Annotated in this window: 14 protein-coding genes; 5 read left to right on the forward strand and 9 right to left on the reverse strand. The window is 46.7% G+C overall.

Features of this window, described 5'->3' with window-relative positions; translation table 11 throughout:
• Nucleotides 1–130 precede the first annotated feature (130 nt).
• The 5 genes from QUB61_RS32665 to QUB61_RS32685 all read right to left on the reverse strand — a co-directional run bounded on the left by QUB61_RS32665 (nt 131) and on the right by QUB61_RS32685 (nt 4,792).
• Nucleotides 131–619, reverse strand: coding sequence for a gluconokinase (locus QUB61_RS32665; protein WP_333132089.1), 489 nt, complete (start codon nt 617–619; stop codon nt 131–133).
• 128 nt (nt 620–747) lie between these two features.
• Nucleotides 748–1,446 (reverse strand): aquaporin Z, encoded by a 699-nt coding sequence (aqpZ, locus tag QUB61_RS32670; RefSeq protein WP_333132091.1) that lies wholly within the window; start codon nt 1,444–1,446, stop codon nt 748–750.
• A 334-nt stretch (nt 1,447–1,780) separates the two neighbouring features.
• Nucleotides 1,781–2,530, reverse strand: a complete 750-nt coding sequence (locus tag QUB61_RS32675) for a DNA-binding protein (RefSeq protein WP_333132093.1) — start codon at nt 2,528–2,530, stop codon at nt 1,781–1,783.
• Nucleotides 2,527–3,435 (reverse strand): hypothetical protein, encoded by a 909-nt coding sequence (locus QUB61_RS32680; RefSeq protein WP_333132095.1) that lies wholly within the window; start codon nt 3,433–3,435, stop codon nt 2,527–2,529. Before QUB61_RS32680 ends, QUB61_RS32675 begins: the two co-directional genes overlap by 4 nt.
• 34 nt (nt 3,436–3,469) lie before the next feature.
• Nucleotides 3,470–4,792: a 3-isopropylmalate dehydratase large subunit gene (locus QUB61_RS32685; RefSeq protein ID WP_333132097.1), complete on the reverse strand. Its 1,323-nt coding sequence runs from the start codon at nt 4,790–4,792 to the stop codon at nt 3,470–3,472.
• A gap of 421 nt (nt 4,793–5,213) precedes the next feature.
• Between QUB61_RS32685 and QUB61_RS32690 the strand changes: the two genes are divergently transcribed.
• From QUB61_RS32690 to QUB61_RS32700, 3 genes are all read left to right on the forward strand, one after another.
• Nucleotides 5,214–5,924 (forward strand): LuxR family transcriptional regulator, encoded by a 711-nt coding sequence (locus tag QUB61_RS32690; protein WP_333132099.1) that lies wholly within the window; start codon nt 5,214–5,216, stop codon nt 5,922–5,924.
• Nucleotides 5,925–6,099: 175 nt separating this feature from the next.
• The gene (locus QUB61_RS32695; protein WP_333132101.1) at nt 6,100–7,377 is read left to right on the forward strand and encodes a S8 family serine peptidase; all 1,278 of its coding nucleotides are present in this window, start codon (nt 6,100–6,102) and stop codon (nt 7,375–7,377) included.
• A 172-nt stretch (nt 7,378–7,549) separates the two neighbouring features.
• On the forward strand, nt 7,550–7,777 hold the full coding sequence (locus tag QUB61_RS32700; RefSeq protein WP_333132103.1) for a hypothetical protein: 228 nt from the start codon (nt 7,550–7,552) through the stop codon (nt 7,775–7,777).
• Nucleotides 7,778–7,881: 104 nt separating this feature from the next.
• Here the strand turns inward: QUB61_RS32700 and sfsA are convergent, their stop codons facing one another.
• The 3 genes from sfsA to QUB61_RS32715 form a co-directional block, all read right to left on the reverse strand.
• Entirely contained in the window at nt 7,882–8,616 is a 735-nt protein-coding gene (sfsA, locus tag QUB61_RS32705; protein WP_333132105.1) for a DNA/RNA nuclease SfsA, read from the reverse strand.
• 13 nt (nt 8,617–8,629) lie between these two features.
• Nucleotides 8,630–8,884 (reverse strand): hypothetical protein, encoded by a 255-nt coding sequence (locus QUB61_RS32710; RefSeq protein WP_333132107.1) that lies wholly within the window; start codon nt 8,882–8,884, stop codon nt 8,630–8,632.
• Nucleotides 8,885–9,340: 456 nt separating this feature from the next.
• A complete protein-coding gene (locus tag QUB61_RS32715) occupies nt 9,341–10,513 on the reverse strand; it encodes a DUF3095 domain-containing protein (RefSeq protein ID WP_333132109.1) in 1,173 nt (390 codons plus the stop codon).
• Nucleotides 10,514–10,580: 67 nt separating this feature from the next.
• On the opposite strand from QUB61_RS32715, the gene murJ reads away from it, so the two are divergent.
• Nucleotides 10,581–12,194, forward strand: coding sequence for a murein biosynthesis integral membrane protein MurJ (gene murJ / locus QUB61_RS32720; RefSeq protein ID WP_333132111.1), 1,614 nt, complete (start codon nt 10,581–10,583; stop codon nt 12,192–12,194).
• A gap of 169 nt (nt 12,195–12,363) precedes the next feature.
• Here murJ and QUB61_RS32725 read toward each other — a convergent pair whose 3' ends face one another.
• Nucleotides 12,364–13,428, reverse strand: coding sequence for a TIGR03032 family protein (locus QUB61_RS32725; protein ID WP_333132113.1), 1,065 nt, complete (start codon nt 13,426–13,428; stop codon nt 12,364–12,366).
• 416 nt (nt 13,429–13,844) lie between these two features.
• Between QUB61_RS32725 and QUB61_RS32730 the strand changes: the two genes are divergently transcribed.
• Nucleotides 13,845–16,663: DUF4347 domain-containing protein (locus tag QUB61_RS32730; RefSeq protein ID WP_333190285.1), on the forward strand; the 2,819-nt coding region annotated here is incomplete at its 3' end.

Raw genomic sequence — 16,663 nt, forward strand, 5'->3', positions numbered from 1 at the left:
GTCCCGCCCGTCCAAAAAGGACGGGCGGGACGCCCATCCCACAAACTTGTGGAAGTTATTTAATTCTCATTCCTAAGAAATAAACTTGTATTTAAGCCCGATTTAGTATTATAGGTTTTATTTGGGGCAATTAACCGCACATCAGATGATTTTTAATTTGGCGCACGATTAACTCTAGCGGCTGCGAAGCATCTACGATAATTGCATCTTCGGGTTCTTCGAGAGTGTCTAACTGACTTAACAGCAAGTCTGCTTTCATGTAGTGATTTTCGCGACTTTTTAACCTTGTTGCCAATAGATGAAAAGAACCTTTGAGATAAACTATTTTCATCCGCTGCAGGTCTCGGCAGAGCATTTCGCGGTAAGATGCTTTTAAAGCAGAACAAGCCAACACAACATTTTTATTTTCCAAAAGCCACCTGTCTATTGCAGCTTGCAATTGTAATAGCCAAGGAAGGCGATCCGCATCTTCTAAAGGAATGCCCCGACTCATTTTCTCGATATTAGCGGATGGGTGAAAATCGTCGGCATCGCTGAAATCCCAATTGAGAGATTGCGCCAGCAACTTGCCAACTGTAGTTTTGCCTGAACCGGAGACTCCCATCACGATCGTAATCATGGCGCCTATTTAGCGAATACTTGCAATTCGATCGAGTTGTGCGATCGACAAACCGGGTTTCTGAAGTTGCCAGATGAATTCTACCACCCTAAAAAATTCAATAAACCCGGTTTATTTCTGATTTTAGCTCAAATTTCTTCCAGAGTCGGTTTAATGAAATTATAAGCCAAAACGCCGATAATTCCACCAATCACTGGGAATACAATAAACGCCCACAACTGTTGGATTGCCCATCCGCCTTGAAAAAGTGCCACACCGATACTTCTAGCTGGGTTAACTGAAGTATTGGTTACGGGAATTCCGACTAAGTGAATCAACACCAGCATCAAGCCGATCGGAATTCCGCCCAAACCGACGGGATATTTGGGATGGGTAGTACCCATGATTGTAAATAACAGAAAAGCAGTCAGTACAACTTCCGTCAAAGCTGCTGCCAAAAGTCCGTAACCAGTGGGAGAATGTTCTCCAAAACCGTTAGACGCAAATCCAGAAGCCGCCGCATCAAAACCCGGTTTTCCTGATGCTATCATATACAAAACAAGACCGCCTAAAATTCCCCCTAAAATCTGACCTCCTATATAATAAGGAAGCAAAACAGCATCGATCAGTTTGGCAACTACTAAACCGACGCTTACCGCGGGATTAATGTGGCATCCAGAGATAGGGCCGAGGGTATAAACCATAATTAAGAGGGACAGCCCAAAGGCGATCGACACTCCCAAAAAGCCGATTTTGTCTCCAGCTAAAACCGCACTGCCACATCCACCTAATACCAACACAAAAGTACCCAAAGCTTCAGCAACCCCAATCTTTATTTTTTTGTTCATACTGACAATTCTGTGAAGTTCCTGATAGGTTAATTTCGCACCCAGACCAATTCTCACTCTAAAAAGTAGAGAGCCAATTTATTTCATGCAGCGCAACACTTCTAATACAAAGCATTAGCAATGTGCAGCTCTAATTTTCAGAAATTGTATGGGCTTAACTGAGAATGTGGAATTGGGAATCGATAAATTAGCTCAAACATACTCTATTCGAGTAAAAATGTCAACATTTAGTTAATTATTTGTATAAATTGTGCAATCTTCTGTATTCAATTGAGAATAATTAACTTGGGTTCTTCCCTAACTCTGTGATGATAATTTTACTTCTTGTTGCTGATTATCCGATCGCACTTGCAGCTAAAACATCACTGCTAATCGGCTGATACATCGAACCTTGGAAGGGGCGAAAGTCTCGCCAATCGGCGGTCATCTTGCACAGCAAGCGGAACTGTAGCGGCGTTGGGGGTTGATTGAGGCGATCGACTTCTACGCGAACCAATTTTGGATGCTGCGAGATAATTTGAAAAATATCCTCCAAAACATAGCGCGGACAATAGCCTACAATGCAGTCATTTTCAGTACAAAGCAGCAAGCCACGAGGATAAAATTTGTGGGCTAAATACAAAAGTTCGCCCACTTCAAGCCCATTAATCCGTTCAATTGCCCACTTGGGAAGGTGTCGCAGTCCATGTGCAAAAAAATGGATGCGGTAACGTCCCTTTTCATCCGGTTCGGGACAGGGAAATACCTCAAATTTATCAGTTACCCGTTTACCTCCGCTGCGGGCCAATAAAGCAATTGGGTCATCTTCGTGTTTAGGGATATTCAACCACTCTACAAATTCAGGGTAATCAGGGCGCGATCGCGGCATCACGCGATTGGAAAACAAGGGAAAGAGTTTCTCTGAAGTGTAAACCTTATTGAAATCAGGGAAAGATAGCAAGGGTCCAAACCCGCACTTAAGTTTAGCTTCTAGAACACCATTTGTATAATTGAACTGGTATTCTTTACCGTTAAATGTCAATCGACCAATCGGAAACCAAGAACCGCGGCCTGAATCTTCCCAAGCCAAAAATAGTGTTTTCAAAGCAAATCTCCAGTTAATTCAAGTAGCCTTTCTCTGTTATATTTAAGTAGTTGTTGAGAAAAGTCAATGGTAATTTGTGAAATGCGAACGCGCGGTATCCGGTTAAAAATGGCTAGCGTATCATTAGCTGAAATCTTCGCAAGGCAATTGAGCCAAATTTCGGCTGCTTGGGGATAGTATAGCGCTGCTTCGCGGAATGCCTCAAAAGTCTTGAGAGGCTTTGGTCTATTATCGCTAGCATATAACTGAGAAGAGCATCTTTTCGCATAAGCTTGGACAGAATAGCCAGTATCTTTTGTAATCAATCTCTTTTGCCGTTCTTCATCAGATATCCGCACTCCCAAACTAGAGGCATGGTCGTAAGTTGGTGCTAGATATCTGGCGATATTTAAAGTAGGAGCGCTTTCGGGTTTATCTAATACAGCCCAATTCTCTGAGTGACGGTCTGTATTGCCAATCCAGGCATCTAATAGCAAATATCCGACAAAAGTTTCTACTGCTGTTTCTATCCCGACTGGCGGAACCCAATCAAGGGGCAAATTAACAGAATTGTCTGCGATCGCCTCCAACACAATATTAACTCTGTGCGGTGCGCTCGCAGACAAAACTTCATTCCCAGGAATGAAACTGCCACCATCGGGCAAAAATGATAGTGAGACAGTTCCGCGTTGACTTTTCCAAGTTGCCAGTTCATATTGAGCATGGGGCAGTCCGAGGAGTTTGCACAACTCGGCTGCAATTTTTTCCGCCCAATCTTCACCTGTATTTGGTCGAGACTTTTTGTACAAGCAAGGCCCTAAATTTGGATCGTCAAACCAGAACTTGTACTTAGTTCCCATAGTCTCGGTTTCAGATAGCTCAGAGGCTGCTTCTGGAACTACAATAATAGGGAACTCTTCAGCCATTGTGTCAACCTTACAGAATACTAAAAGCAACTATCTAACACAGGAATTCGCGCGGATCGGTGACATACCCAGTCAGCGCAGACGCCGCCGCCGTGTAAGGCGAAGCTAGATAAACTTGCGCTTCTTTATTCCCCATGCGGCCGGGGAAATTGCGGTTAGTTGTAGACACGCAAATTTCGGGTTCGTTCATCCGCCCGAAAGTATCTTTCGGGCCACCCAAACAAGCGGCGCAAGAAGGCGCTGCGGGTTCGATGCAGCCTGCCGCTAAGAAAATTTCCGAAAGCGTTTGACCCTCGTATTTTGTGACAAACAAATCTTCGTAAACTTTCTGAGTTGCTGGTACTAAATAAGTCGGAACTTTGACTTGGTATCCTTTCAGAATGCGGGCGGCATTCAGAAAGTCGGAGGTTTTGCCGCCGGTGCAGGAACCGATGTAAACTCGATCGATTTTGACATCGCGGCAGTTGCGCGCTAAGTCGCGGTTGTCCGGGGAGTGCGGTTTGGCGACCACTGGTTCTAATTTGGTGACATCGTAGGTGCGATCGCTGTAAAATTTAGCATCCCCATCGCTGTAAAATGAATCGAAGGGTTTGTCAGTCCGAGAAGTAACGTAATCAAACGTAGTTTTGTCGGGCGCAACCGTGCCGTTTTTGCCACCAGCTTCAATCACCATATTGCACAGCGTCATCCGTTCTTCCATCGTCAAACGCTCAACTGTATCGCCGGCAAATTCCATAGTCCGGTAGTTAGCACCCGCAACGCTAATATCACCAATAATCTGCAAAATCAGGTCTTTTGCTAACAAATAATCCGGCAGTTCGCCGTTGAGCACAAAGCGCATGGTTGCGGGAACTTTGATTAACAGTTTGCCGGTTCCCATGATAAAAGCCGCGTCTGTATTGCCGATACCGGTGGCAAATTGTCCGAAAGCGCCGGCATTGCAGGTGTGGGAATCTGTGCCGAACAGCACCTCGCCGGGCCGGGTGTGGCCTTCTTGTGCTAGGGCAATGTGGCAAACTCCTTTGTAGTCGGGATTTGCTTTGAAGTCCGATCGATCCGTGATGTCGTAAAAGTATTTTATCCCTTGTTCTTTGGCAAAATCGCGGAGAATATCCACGTTACGGTTAGCGCGTTCGTCGTTAGTGAAAATGTAGTGGTCGGGAATTAGGACGATTTTGTCTGGGTTCCAGACTTTAGCATTCTCACCGAATTCGCGTTTGAAAACGCCTATGGTGCCGGGTCCGCAGACATCGTGGGTCATCAGCACGTCTGTTTCTACCCAAATATTTTCTCCGGGCTCAACTTTAGTGCGGCCTGATGCTTTGGCTAAGATTTTTTCGGTCAGGGTCATTCCCATAGTTCGATCGCTCTTTTTTATTAAATGCTACATAGTGTATTGTAAGCGAAACATCGCCTGATGTTGACAGGTAATTTATCAACTAAACATTTGCTTCAATCTTAAATCTCAAATCTCAAATCGATTGACTGTCACTTTCTTTTTCGCCTAGCGCTAATCTCTACAATAGCCTCTACTGCCCTTAACACAAAAATAAAAATTCTGCCAGTCCCTCGATTAAGTGACTGGTAACTAGCAGCTAGTGAGTGTTATTCGTTAGTAATTACTTAAGAAAAGCAACTTAAATAAGGGACTGTCCAAAAGTCTCAGAGTGCATTTCTACAGTTGTATACCTCAAGAACAGTGAAATGAGCGAGAGTCCCGCACCGTAAGGCTCTCTGGTTTCGCCATTCTCACCAGTATGGCAATGGAGATACTTCCCATGAATTCACAGACACAAAACCGTCCGGGCGCAGTTATTTTAACATCAGAAGGTATTGATAAATTCCCACCAGCAAAAACTGAGACCAAAAGTTACGAAAATTGCTACGAATATTATACTCTCGAAGCTTTAGGCGATCGCACTGGCAACGAGCCAGATACTTTAATTAAGGTAATAGTCAAGCAAATCTTAGATCGGGTAGGGGCGATAGTTGTGGAGATTACAGGGGAGGTGCAATTCATAACTCAACGGGCAGAAGAACTTTTGAGCCAGTATTTTTTACCCCGCATCCCATATTCATTCCCAGAATCCTTACAACATTGGTTCAAGGATCAGATGGCGCGACTCACATTCAACAGCGCCGATCCATCTCCCTGTTTACCCTTGCACATTCAACAAGCAGGAAGACAGTTGATCGTCCGTCTGATTCCAGATCCCATCAACCAGCAATATCTCTTGCTGTTGGACGAAAAAGAACTGCAATCATTCTCTATATCCGCCCTGGAATCGCTAGGACTCACCAAACGCGAGGCGGAGGTTTTATTCTGGATTGCCAAAGATAAAAGCAATGCAGGAATCGCTAAAGTGCTCGGTTGCAGTGAAGGAACAGTGCGAAAACATCTGGAGCATCTTTACGGGAAACTCAATGTACAAACCCGGACGGCTGCTGTGATGGTTGCTCTGGAAAAGTTGGGGTTGGTCAACGGGTAATTTGTTGCAATCTCTTCATAATCCTATACGCGGATCGTCGTATTGTTGCCCGAGTTTATTTTGAGGATGATTAGATCAAAAGCTGTTATCCAGTTGGGAAAAGCAGCTTGAAAATACTCCACGCCAACGTTAAAACTGTCATTGATTTATAAAAACACTCAAGAAGAGGTATTTTATGTCTGAACAACCTAGTTTTCCCATCCCAGAAACCGCCCCAGCCGACGGAACAACAGGGCGTTACATTATTACTTTCCGCGAAGATGCGGTGACAGAAGGGTTAGCCGTCCTAAGTGACCAAGCTGGCATGAGGGGACTGGCAAACGCTGCCGATTTCCCCGAGTCTGCTCTAGACTTTAGTCAACTCGAAGCAGGAGGGGGAGCGGTGTTCCCAACTCTCGGTGTGGCCGTCGTCTCCTTAGACGAAGGGGGTTTCAGCAGCATCACGACATCAGCGGGAGAGAATACTGCCATCTTGGCGATCGAACCAGAGCGCATTTTCTACGCCATTGAGGAGGGATTGTCCCTAGATTATTTGCGGGGCTATCGCGATGCGGTGGATAACCTGTACCAGAAAGCCACTACTGAGGATATAGAAACAATCCAGAAAGAATGTTTTGCTGATGATACTCAGTTTACTTGGGGTCTGAAAGCAACGAAGGTGGACAAGTCTCTGTTGACTGGTAGCGGAATCAAAGTTGCTGTGCTGGATACGGGGATGGATCTATTGCATCCCGACTTCGCCGGCCGATCGATCGTGTCGCAGTCCTTCGTGCCTGGGGAGGCTGTACAAGATGGCAACAGTCATGGCACGCACTGCATTGGGACAGCGTGCGGGTTCAAGGATCTCAACGGCCGCAGGTATGGGGTCGCTCACCAATCAACCATTTATGTCGGTAAAGTGTTGAGCAATGCCGGTAGTGGCGATAGTGGCTGGATTCTCGCCGGGATGGAATGGGCGATCGCCAATGGGTGTCAAGTGATCTCGATGTCCTTAGGAAACACAACTCCAACACCGTCTACTGCCTACGAAAAAGTCGGTCTTCGGGCACTGCAAAATCGGTGTCTGATCGTGGCTGCAGCAGGCAATAACGGACGAAGCGGAGGAACCGTCGGACAACCAGCCAATAGCCCGTCGATTATGGCTGTTGGAGCGATCGATAAGTGCCTCGCAGCGGCTGACTTCTCGGCTAAAGCTGGCAAATCTCCAGGGGCTAAAGTCGATATCGCCGCTCCTGGAGTGGATATATACTCATCAGTGCCTATGGATCAAGGGCGTTATGCTGCTTACAATGGCACTAGCATGGCTACACCGCACGTGGCTGGGCTCGCTGCTTTGTATGCCCAATCGACTGGTAAACGAGGTTCTCAACTTTGGCAATTGCTAACTTCTCGTGCTAAGCCGCTACCGTTGCCAAGTGCTAGTGTCGGAAGTGGCTTAGTACAAGCTCCGTAATCACTCCGGGCGATCGAACTTACGCACAGAACCCCCGCGCATCCCCCTTAAAAAGGGGGACTTTCTAGTTCCCCCCTTTTTAAGAGGAGTAGGGGATAAGAGAGTGCTATCGGATTTTAGGTTTAATTAAGTTGACAATAGCTCAAGGGATTTGGTGCAAAGGAGGCTGAAGATGTCTGAGGAAGAAATAGAGCAGATCGTAGTGACTGTTGACGACCAAAACTTACCGATTATTCAATCTGTTGTTACGGGCTTAGAATCGGCGGGAATGAAAGTCGATCGGGTGCTACCTGTTACTGGCATTATTACTGGATCAGTTTCTCAGTCAAAGCTAGAAGGACTAAGGAAGGTACCGGGTGTCGCTGATGTCGAGGTCGATGGAGAAATGCAGGCAATTTAAACTATAGCCTTTCGAGCTCTCATATGAGGTACTATCTGGCCCACGGGCATAGGCCTCCGTGGGCATAGGGCATACCTCACTTTTTTGAGAACCGCTATAATCAATCATTTGGGGTTAAGTAAATTTAGTTTTGCTAACCCCAAATAGCGCAAACCTTCTGGCGTCACGTCAAACCGGCAAGGCAAAACTTCGACACCTTCACCCATTGCCTGTCTGAACAATTCTCCGTAAAGGCGATCGGCACTATCCCCAGGAGCAAAATCAGTACAATCCCCGCGATTGATAAAATACAGCATTACAGCCCTCGCACCCAGCCGCATCACTTCCATCAATTCTCTCAAATGTTTCTGTCCCCTCTCCGTCACTGTATCGGGAAATAGAGCCAACTGCTCTTTTACCCAAGTTGTATTTTTCACTTCCAAAAAAATCGGTTTTTCCTCACCCGTCAGCCAAAAATCAACTCTACTTTTTTGATCGGTGCCGTAAACAACCTCGGGTTGAATTAAACTGTAATTGCCCAACTCAGGAAACAATCGTAATTCCAAAGCTAATTTAATAACTCGATTTGGCAGCGCAGTATTAACTCCCACCCAAGTGGGTTCTGTGTCGCACAGCTTAATTAATTCCCAAGTATAAGCTAACTTGCGTTTTGGATTGTCGCTGCCAGATACTAGCACGGGATTGCCGGGAATGCAAACACCAGTCATCGGGCCAGTATTTGGACAGTGCGCGGTGATGATTTCTCCCGTAGTTAGTTCGATATCCGCGAAAAATCGCTTGTACCGCTTGATTAAAATGCCTGGTAAGAGAGGTGGATATTTGTAAATAAAGTCAGTCATTCGATTTTATATTTTACCTTTTAGCAGTTTGGGAGTTGCGGTTTTCGCGCTCAATCGCCACGAAAAACTTGTTTAAATTTGATTTAATCAACACATTAATTTCATCATTTAAAGACTGCTTGGCTCGAACTTTCATCAACTGTTTTATCGGCGCTTTAAAAGCTTCTACTAATTCGCGACTGGCTTGAGTTTGCTGCCAAGAATCCCAGGAATTTAAGCGATCGCACCAAGCCTGCAACTTGGGATACCCGTCCAAAGCTAGGCCCAAACTCCGCAGCCCCGGCACCGAAACTCCCGCAACAACATCGGCTAAGCTAATTCCATCGCGGCTGCAAAAAAAAATTAATCGCCCAACAAACCCTCAAAAAACCTTAGCACGGTATCTACTTGTTGCTGTGCTTTCTCCAACTGCTGCCCGTCGGCTGCACCGCCGAAAGTCTGGCCTACCAAAGGACTCATATTTTAGATTTTAGATTTTAGATTTTAGATTTTAGATTGACGTATTATAGCACGAAACGACCGTGGGTAGTAAGGATGAATAGTCCCGATCGATTATTGCTGATGAGAGAGGACTTCGGATTTTAGATTTTAGATTTTAGATTTTAGATTTTAGATTGACGTATCATAGCACGAAACGACCGTTGGTAGTAAGGATGAATAGTCCCGATCGATTATTGCTGATGAGAGATGACTGAAGTCCTCACTAAAAACTTAATTCTAACCATTATTCATTCATTCTTTGTTTCATATCCTTCGCAGCTAAAGCATAACCTCCATCAGCGCCATCTACAAAATGCACTTGTCGGCCGCCGCGTTCAAACACCAAACAAGTCATCAACGCCCTATCAGACACGTGCAAACCGTAAACCAGCTTGCCTTCTCGGTAATTCCTTTCCAAGTACCGCGTCAATTTTTTTCGCCGCCACTCATTGCCAGAAATTACCATTCTCAACATATCATCAAATTTGCGGTAATCCGTAGCTGCGATCGCCATATCTTTATAAACTCCCCAATCTAACTCTTCTGTCTTAACCTTCAAATTCATTAGCAGCGAACCAAGCGCCGTCTCTAACTGTATTTTTGATAAATATAGCTGGCGGTCTAACCAACTAGCACTGCTCGCCCTAACTAGAGTTTCTTTAATCAGTTTGGTGCTGTTCAATGTCAATTTAAGATTTTTACGGTCGATCGGATTTAAACTATTTTCCTTGCCGTAAATGTATTGAATTTTTTTTAAAATGTTTCTATAAAATTGATGACTGTGCTGACCAAAATCCGCTCGCACCATTACCAGCAGCGTTACTATTTCCCCGTACTTGCTAGGAATATCCTGCCATCGGCACTCCAATCCCGAAAAATCGGCTTTTGGAGAAACGCCATTATTTTTAATGCTGTAAATCTTACCAGCTATCGGGTCTTTAATAAGTTCAGTAGCACGGGTTAAGCCGCCGCCGACAAAAACAGCTTGGCTGTAATTTTCCGAAACTTTAAACTTAGCTATTTTTACCGGATAATTAGCTGCTACCACAACTTTAACCGGCACGACCCCAACTCGCAAATCCATGTCAAAGTGAGTCTTAGCCAGTTGTTGAGTGGCCAGCAAAGCTTTCTGGGCAGCGGGTAAAAGCGATGGCCCCATTAAAAGAGAAGCGCCGTCGCCACCAAACACAAACGGAATCTCAGTTTTGCCTGCTACATTCAAAACAGCAACGATCGAACAAGCCCCCAATAAGTTAACTTCTTTGTATTTTCCAGCTTCAATCGCTTGTGTAGAACCGCGAATATCTGTGACAACAATGTACCAATCCTCAGGTACGTCAAAAAAATTACCGAGATCGGTAATCTGGATAAAATTGTCCAGTAAAGGTAATTGGGAATAGAAATTTTCTGAATTCATGTTATGATTTTCCAGATTTACTATTAAACTTAGTGAAGCCTTTTAGCACTAGCGTTTGTAACTATTTGTGTCTCAACAGCAGAAGCCCTCTCGTTCCCTAGCGGGGATTGCCGGCATTGTCGCAGTCGCCACTATAATTAGCAAAGTCTTTGGATTGGTGCGCCAAATTGCGATCGCCGCAGCCTTTGGAGTCGGCGTCGCCGTCGATGCCTACAACTACGCCTACGTCATCCCTGGTTTCTTATTTATTTTGCTCGGAGGGATTAACGGACCATTTCACAGCGCCATAGTCAGCGTTTTAGCCCGCCGCGACAAAAAAGAAGCCGCACCCTTAGTCGAGACTATCACCACCTTAGTCGGCGGCTTGCTGCTGTTGGTAACAGTAGCTTTAATTATTTTTGCCGATCCCCTGATCGATGTGGTAGCACCGGGATTAAATAGAACAGCAGAAGGTTTACAAATCAAAGCAATTGCCGTCGAACAATTTCGGATTATGGCACCGATGGCATTACTTTCAGGCTTAATCGGCATTGGTTTCGGCACTCTCAACGCCGCCGATATGTACTGGTTGCCTTCGATTAGCCCTTTATTTTCCAGCGTTGCACTTGTCGGCGGTTTGGGGATTCTCGCACTGCAACTCGGAGACAAAATTATTCAGCCAGAATACGCACTAATGGGCGGCCTAGTGTTAGCTTGGGGAACTTTAGCGGGGGCAGTTTTGCAGTGGTTGGTGCAACTCGTGGCCCAGTGGCGCGCCGGCTTGGGAACATTGCGCTTGCGGTTTAATTTTAAACGCCCCGGAGTGCAAGAAGTAATTAAGGTAATGGTTCCTGCTACCTTATCCTCAGGAATGCTGCAAATTAATGTCTATACTGACCTATTTTTCGCATCATACATCCCTCAAGCTGCCTCTGCGTTGGGTTACAGCGGCTTGTTAGTTATGACACCTTTAGGCATCATTTCTAATGTAATTTTAGTGCCATTTCTACCCATATTTTCTCGCCTCACCGATCCGAGAGATTGGCGGGAATTAAAAGATCGAATTCGTCAATCTTTAATTTTGACAGGCCTTACGATGCTGCCGCTGAGCGCTTTAATGGTAACGCTGGCTGGCCCTATCGTCCGCGTTGTTTACGAACGCTATGCTTTCGATCGATCGGCCTCGCAGTTTGTTACGCCGATATTGATGGCTTACAGTATTGGAATGTTTGTGTATTTGGGACGCGACGTTTTGGTACGGGTATTTTACGCTTTGGGAGACGGGGAAACCCCTTTTCGCATCAGTATTATCAATATCTTTTTAAACGCTCTTTTGGATTACTTGTTAGTAGGAGCTTTTGGCGCCCCCGGATTAGTTTTGGCGACGGTGGGAGTAAATCTTCTTTCGATGATTATGCTTTTGTACAGTTTAGATAAAAAGCTGGGTGGCCTGCCTTGGGGGGAGTGGAGTTTGCCTTTTCTGGGGTTAACTTCTGGCAGTTTTCTAACTGCTTTCGTCACGTTGGCTACTCTGCAAGGCTGTCAAAGAGTTTTGGGTACTGAAGGTTTGGTAATTCAATTAGTGCAGTTGAGTGTAGCAAGTTTTGTAGGGTTAGGAGTTTTTGCCCTATTTGTCAGTCAGATGAAGTTGCCGGAAGTTGATATGTTTGTCGATCGCATTCGGGGTCGTTTTCGCAAATAAATATCGGAAATTTGCGGCAAATTCAAAGAATCAACAAAAGTACGCGCGTGCGAAGCTATCCCGTAGCGAATCGCCCGTTGAGTAAAAACCGACAAAAAAAGGCTCTCGCCCTTAAATCCAAATCAACATTTATCTGCGTCCATCCGCGTACATCTGCCACCATCTGCGGTTAAAATTCCAAAGTAATCAGTTGAGCAATTTCGTCAGTTTGAAAACCCAAAGCCATCGGTTTTTGTACTTCAGGAATCACCTGGACATCATAGAGCTCCGTGACAATCCCTTCAAAGCGCAACCAGTGAACGATCGCCCCATTCGTCAAATCGATCGCCATCATACCGCAGCGAGCCTCAGCATCCTTAGCGAGCAACAACTCATCCAATTCTAAACCGCTAAAAGAGTTGTCACCTCCCCGAGGTTTCGAGAGTCCCACAATTGCCCAATTTTGCCAAAAAGCTAGTCCTCGCACGTATCCCGGACAAAACGTAATTGCCTCAAATTTCCCTGTGTCTAAATCCACATAACCCAATTCTCCCCGCCCCGAATTTAACACCCACAACTTGTCTTGATACCAGCGAGGCGAGTGCGGCATCGACAATCCTGTGACGATAATATCATTAGATTGAATATCAATAACTATACCGCCGTTTTGTCGGCGATCGCGCCAGCCATCTACCACATCCGACTGACTCGACGCCGTGACATATTTCGCCTCCCCAGCTACCATTGCCAAACCGTTGAGGTGACAGCGGTCTTCATTGATATATTGTGAGATAAAACCGGGTTTCCAGAGAGGTTTGCAACTGTGGCGATCGCTCACTGTAGCGATACAATTAAACAAAGTGCTAATAAAAATGATTTGATTATTTTTATCGACTGCGATATCGTGAATGTCGATATCTCCTGTAGTATAACCGATTCTTGGTATATATAATTTATCGTATCCTTGGTATAATTTCCCTAATTCTAAGACATTATCTAATTGCCAGAGTTGATATTTTGAACTTAAATAAAGGCGTTCCGGCGTGCAGAAAAGCCCCATTGCGCGATCGAATATTCGCCAAAAAGCCGATATTCTGTTGGTTTCTGGTACAGCACCGATTAACATTAACCTGCTGGTTTGATAGGTAGTGCAAGCGAGGCTGATTTGTTGTTGGGTTAACCAAGATGGAAAATCGCGATCGCCCAAAATCTCGTATTCGGAGACTGTATTGAAATTTGTGCGATCGTTATTCATAGCATCTGAAAAATCTTTATATTATATATCCAAAATGTAGGGGCGGGTTTGACAGACAATAATTGCCTAAAACGCCCAATCTCGTAAACCCGCCCCCACCCCACGTCAAATCGCCATCTACCTCTTTCAAGATACAAAAGGCGGATTTTACCGATCGTAATTGCCTAATATCAATAATATAATAAACCCGCCCCCACCTCAACTTTGTCGAGTTTGTGTAATATACCCAGAGGAATATAAATCTTTGTAAACTCGCTAGTTCAAGCACACACACGGAGATCGAACATCTGCTAGGTTGTCTGTTGTTAAAAGTCTACGGTGTCATCGGCCCTAAGGTATAAGTACAGTCTCTTAACTCAAAGGGGGCGATCGGCGCCAACCAACTCAAGAAATTCTTCCAGGGGAGCCAAAAGCAGATGAAAACTCTAGTTCAAAAAATTAATTACAAAAAAGAATTTTGCCTAATTAATTGCATCAGCAACCAGCTAAGGGAAATAGTCATCCTTGACCCCACAATACCCGATAGCCACCACATAGCCTCTGGCATCAAACCGGGCACAGCAACCTACATCCTCGAAAGCCAGCCGGATGCCGTAGAGCAAATCGCCACAATCCTAGCTCAGCATACAGACATCGAAGCCCTACACATCATCTCGCACGGCAGTTCCGGCAACCTTTACTTAGGCACAACAGAACTAAACAGCAGCAACATCGAAAACTACACCCAACAGTTGCAACAGTGGCGACACAGTTTCACATCTAATGCCAGCATCATCTTATATGGATGTAACTCCGCAGCCGGGGACAGAGGCCACCGATTCCTCACTCAACTCCACCAACTCACCGGCGCCCACATCGCCGCCAACCCCTACGCCACAGGCAACAGCAAAAAGGGCGGCAACTGGAACATCCCCCAACTCATCCCCCCATCTTCCCAAGCACCCCAACTGGCCCTCACAGAAACCGCCCTCAAAACCTACAGCGGCATCCTGGGCTTCGCCCCCAAAGTTGACTTCCTTACTGGCGATGGCCCCAGATACGTCAGCATCGACGACTTCAACGGCGACACGAAACCTGACTTAGCTGTGGCGAACGGCTACAGCGACAGCGTCTCCATCCTGCTCAACACCACCGCCACAGGTGCCACCACCCCCACTTTCCCCACCCGAGTTGACTTCGAAACTGGCGATAACCCCAGATCCATCAGCATCCGCGACATCAACGGCGACGGCTTCCCAGATTTAGCTGTGGCGAATATGTACAGCGACAACGTCTCCATCCTGCTCAACACCACCGCCACAGGAGCCACCACCCCCAGCTTCGCCACCCGAGTTGACTTGGAAACTGGCACTTTCCCCTACTCTGTCAGCATCGGCGACATCAACGGCGACGACCTCCCTGACATAGCTGTGGCGAACAACTTCAGCGACAACGTCTCCATCCTGCTCAACACCACCACCACCGGCGCCACCACCCCCACTTTCGCCACCGGAGGGGACTTCCCTACTGACACTCGCCCCGAATTTGTCAGCATTGGCGACTTCAACGGCGACGACCTCCCTGACTTAGCAACGGCGAACTCTAACCCCAGCACCGCCTCCATCCTGCTCAACACCACCGCCACAGGATCCACCACCCCCACTTTCGCCACCCGAGTTGACTTCCCTACTAGCTTTGGCCCCGAATCCCTCAGCATCGGCGACTTCAACGGCGACGGCCTCCCTGACATAGCAACGGCGAACAACTTCAGCAGCGACGGCGTCTCCATCCTGCTCAACACCACCACCACCAACACCACCACCCCCACTTTCGCCCCCCAACTTGACTTCCCTACTGGCACTGGGTTCACCTCCGTCAGCATCGGCGACTTCAACGGCGACGGCCTCCCTGACTTAGCTTTGACGGAGAAATTGAGCCAAAACGGCTTTATCCTGCTCAACACCACCACCACCAACACCACCACCCCCACTTTCGCCCCCCAAGTCTTCTTCCTGACTGGCAATGACCCCCGCTCCGTCAGCAGCGGCGACTTCAACGGCGACGGCAAACCAGACTTAGCAACGGCGAACAGAATTAGCGACAACGTTTCCATCCTGCTCAACACTACCCCCAAAGTCACTGCTGTCACCGCTACCACCGCTGACGGCAGCTACGGTGTAGGTTCTACGACGATCGATATCACCGTCACCTTCGATGCCGCTGTCAACGTCACCGGCACACCCCGACTGCAACTAGAAACAGGCACAACTGACTCTTTTGCCAATTACGCCTCTGGTAGTGGCACTACAGCCCTCACCTTCAACTATGTAGTGCAACCAGGAGACACCTCCGGTGACTTAGAATACCTCGCTACCAACGCCCTCACCCTCAACGGCGGCACAATTAAAGAAACTGTTGGTGCAGCCTTTGATGCGTTCTTAACCCTCCCCACCTTAGCCACAGCCAACTCCCTCGGCGGTAGCAAAGCCATAATTATCGATACTCTTGCACCCACCATCAGCAGCGTCACCTCTACCACCGCCAACGGCAGTTACAACACAACTGGCAACATCAACGTTACCGTCAACTTCAGCGAAGCAGTTACCTTAGCTGGCGGTAACATGACAGTCGCCTTAGGCACAGGTGGCACTGTCACTATTGCACCTTTCACCGGCACATCCGCTGTCGGCACTTATACTCCAGCAGCAGGACAAAATAGCCCCGACCTTAACTCAACAGGCATAACTTTAGCAGTCGGTGCAACATTAAAAGATGGTGCGGGAAATAATGCAACCTTGACTATTCCTGCGGGGCAGTCTTTAGCGGATAGCAAAGCCATAGTTGTAGACACCGTTGTCCCCACAGTTGCCTTAACCTCTGCATCACCAACAACTACAAACGCACCATTTTTAGTCACAGCAACATTCAGCGAAAGCGTCACAGGATTTATTGCCAGCGACGTTAATCTTACTAACAGTACCCTTAGCGGTTTCACGGGTAGCGGCACAACTTATAATTTTACCGTTACACCTAATGCTGATGGCGCTGTAACCGTTGATGTGCCAGCAGCTACAGCAACTGATATTGCAGGTAATAATAATACCGCCGCCACTCAACTGACTCGTACTGCTGATATTACAGCCCCCACAGTTGCCTTAACCTCTGCATCACCAACAACCACAAACGCACCATTTTTAGTCACAGCAACATTCAGCGAAAGCGTCACAGGATTTATTGCCAGCGACGTTAATCTTAC

Origin of the sequence: Microcoleus sp. C2D2 (assembly GCF_036702495.1) — a bacterium.
GTDB lineage: Bacteria > Cyanobacteriota > Cyanobacteriia > Cyanobacteriales > Microcoleaceae > Microcoleus.